The sequence below is a fragment of the Gardnerella vaginalis genome (genome assembly GCF_001546485.1).
Classification (GTDB): domain Bacteria; phylum Actinomycetota; class Actinomycetes; order Actinomycetales; family Bifidobacteriaceae; genus Bifidobacterium; species Bifidobacterium vaginale_D.
Map to the genome: position 1 here is coordinate 9,997 of NZ_KQ956877.1, position 3,157 is coordinate 13,153.

At 39.8% G+C, this 3,157-nt stretch carries 3 protein-coding genes and 1 pseudogene; 3 read left to right on the forward strand and 1 reads right to left on the reverse strand.

Annotation, left to right across the window (positions count from 1 at the left end; genetic code table 11):
* Window positions 1–282 precede the first annotated feature (282 nt).
* The 3 genes and pseudogenes from HMPREF3208_RS06015 (at window position 283) to HMPREF3208_RS06025 (ending at window position 2,316) form a co-directional block, all read left to right on the forward strand.
* Window positions 283–1,312: pseudogene (locus tag HMPREF3208_RS06015) on the forward strand (ORF6N domain-containing protein).
* Window positions 1,313–1,696: 384 nt separating this feature from the next.
* Window positions 1,697–1,957 carry a type II toxin-antitoxin system RelE/ParE family toxin gene (locus HMPREF3208_RS06020; protein WP_230953116.1) on the forward strand — a complete coding sequence of 87 codons (261 nt, stop codon included), beginning with the start codon at window positions 1,697–1,699 and terminating at the stop codon, window positions 1,955–1,957.
* Window positions 1,957–2,316, forward strand: a complete 360-nt coding sequence (locus HMPREF3208_RS06025) for a helix-turn-helix domain-containing protein (RefSeq protein ID WP_196488969.1) — start codon at window positions 1,957–1,959, stop codon at window positions 2,314–2,316. Before HMPREF3208_RS06020 ends, HMPREF3208_RS06025 begins: the two co-directional genes overlap by 1 nt.
* Window positions 2,317–2,975: 659 nt before the next feature.
* Here HMPREF3208_RS06025 and HMPREF3208_RS06935 read toward each other — a convergent pair.
* The coding region (locus tag HMPREF3208_RS06935) for a hypothetical protein (RefSeq protein WP_230953117.1) at window positions 2,976–3,157 on the reverse strand (182 nt) is incomplete at its 5' end.

Consider the following 3,157-nt stretch of genomic DNA (forward strand, 5'->3'; position numbering starts at 1 on the left):
GTTATCCGTGCGAACGTCACCGTTTTTTCGTTGCTGGTGTAGATTGCGCGCTGCGTTAGCGCTTTGACCGAGCTTGAAATCATTGGGATTTCAAGCTCTTTCAAAGCGGGAACTCGCTTAAGTTGGAAGTCCGGGGGACTTCCAACGCGAGTTTCGTAAGTGAGCACGTTATCCGTGCGAACGTCACCGTTTTTTCGTTACTGGTGCAGATTGCGCGCTGCGTTAGTAACGTATGGTTGGCGAATTGGGAAAGATATTTAGATAATGTTGGAGGTTTATTTCATGGCAGAAGAAAACAGAGAAATTGTAGTGATAGATGAAAGTACAGTGAAAAGTAAGATTTACTATATAAGAAATCAAAAGGTTATGCTTGATTTTGAACTTGCTGAAATATATGGATATGAAACAAAAACATTTAATCAGCAAGTAAAGAATAACATAGAAAAATTTGATGAAGATTTTAGATTTCAACTTACAAAAGATGAATGGGAATTTTTGAGGTCAAAAATTTTGACCTCAAAATCAGATGAAGGTTCAGGTGGTAGAAGATATATGCCTTATGCCTTTACGGAACAGGGCATCTATATGCTTATGACTGTATTAAGGGGAGAGCTGGCAGTTAAACAGAGCAAGGCTTTAATACGAATGTTTAAGCAGATGAAAGACTTCATTGTTGAAAATAGAGACTTTCTTAGTTCAAAAGAAATGACGCAACTGTTATTGCAAACAAGTCAAAATACAAATGATATAATGCAGCATTCAAAAGAAATAGCAAATATAAACGATAAAATTAGCACCTTGGCAACAAAAGAAGATTTGAAAAAGGTAATGGATAATTTTATAGATCCGGACGCCTACAAGCATTTTCTTTTGATGAATGGAGATAAGATAGAAGCAGATGTTGCATATACAAAAATATATAAGTCAGCAAAGAAAAGCATTTATGTTATAGATAATTATATAGGGCTTAAAACATTGGAACTTTTAAGGGCTGCAAGAGATAACGTACAAAATCGTAGTTTTTAGTGATAATGTAAGAAATAAAGATATGCTTACGAAAAATATTTTAGATGATTTTAGAAAAGATTATCCTAACATAGACCTGAATCTGAAGGTATCCGATAAAAAATACCACGATAGATATATTGCACTAGATTTTGGGTCAGAAAATGAGGCCTTTTATCTTTGTGGAGCATCATCAAAGGATGCGGGAAATAAAATATCAAGTATTACCAGGATAGAAGAATCGTCGAAGGATATGTATCATGCAATGTTTGAGGGAATGTTAAACAATAAGAATTTGAAAATTTAATACACAGAGAACAAAGTAGATAGTTGTATGAGCTTTAAGCAAGACGGTAGAAATAAAAATCTATCGTCTTTTTAATTACTGCAAATTAGAGAGCGCGTGTTTTCTGCGTTAGTGGCTGATTTTGCTTGTTTTGGGAACTGGTGCAGTTGGTGTTCTGCGTTAGGGTCTCTGGTGGTCGATTATCGGACACTGGCGCAGTATGCTTTCTGCGCGCGGGTCTCTGGTTGCCTGTTTTGACAAGGTGTGCATATACGGATTATGCTATATATAACATAAATAGGGGGTTGGGGGGAATTGTTTGATGTGATTTTTTACAGTGATGAGGATGGTGATAAGCCAGTACGCGAGTTTATTAAAAGTTTGGATGTCAAGTTGTGAGCGAAGGTGGTTTCGGATTTGCATCGCTTGGAGATGCTAGGAAGTGATGCAAGGGAGCAGCTTAGTAAGCATGTTGGCAACCATATTTTTGAGCTTCGCACTATTTTAGGTAGCAACATAGTGCGTATTTTGTACTTTTTTGATGCGGATAAGATTATTGTTGCAACCAATGGATTTGTTAAAAAGCAGCAGAAAACTCCGCGTAGTGAAATATTGGTAGCTATGCAGAGAAGGGCTAAATATTTTAATAGAAAGATAGACTTGTGATGAAAAATCAAGAGTTGCAGGAAAATCAAGAGTTGCAGGAAACGCGCGTAGTGCAGGGAACGCGAGTGAATGATTTGCAGGAGCTTACTGACGAGCTTATGAAGGATCCCGAGTTCAAGAAGGAGTATGATGCGCCTCAGCCGGAAAGAGATTTGACTATGTCGCTTGTGATGGCGAGGAAAAAGGCTGGTTTGACTCAGGCTGAGCTGTCGGAAAAGACGGGTATAAGTCAGTCGGATATTAGCAGGTTGGAAAATGGTTCAAGGAATCCGACTATTGCGCTTTTGAATCGTATTGCGAATGCTTTGAACGCGACTTGCAGGATTGAGTTTGTACCGAATACGCGACGACCTGCTTGAGCGCGTTATCCGTGCGAACGTCACCGTTTTTTCGTTACTGGTGCAGTTGGCGTTCTGCGTGAGCGCTTTGACCGAGCTTGAAATCATTGGGATTTCGAGCTCCTTCAAAGCGGAAACTCGCTTAAGTTGGAAGTCCGGGGGAGACTTCCAACGCGAGTTTTGTAAGTGAGCACGTTATCCGTGCGAACGCTTTTCTGTTCTTTCGTTACTGGTGCAGTTGGCTTTCTGCGCGAGTAACGTATAATTCTGTTTTTTCGTTACTGGTGCAGTTGGCTTTCTGCGCGAGTAACGAATATTGACGTTTTTTCGTTACTGGCGCAGTATGGTTTTTGCGCGCGTGTCTGATTGCTTATGGTGCGCTTATGTAGTAAAAATATCGATTTTGGGGTAGATTACAGTAATAAAAAATATCGATTTTGGGAAGAAAGGCGGAATTGCAACGGTTTACGAAGGTAATACGTCAGCTAAAACTCATTGTAATCTTATGCGATAGCTCCTGCACTAAATCTCGCACTAAATGATTTTGTAGATTGGCTGTTTGTTGATTGCCGTAATGAACGCTTTTCTTTGCATCTCCAGATCGCCGCCATCGCAAAGTGGTTTCGTTACGTAATCTTTGTTTACAAGATCCACTTTTCTTCCTAAACATTCGGACAGAGCTAAGCGTAATCGTTTGCGCGCTTGCGCGGTGTTTGGCTGGCGGGTTTATATATGTGGCTGTGGGAGATAGTTGTTTTTTGAGTTGCGATTTTTGTTTTCGTTGTGCTTGAGTTTCGTCTATGAGTTTTGGCTAGTGTGTTTGGTTTTTGGTGTTGTGAGGTCAAGGAAATTTCAGCATCGT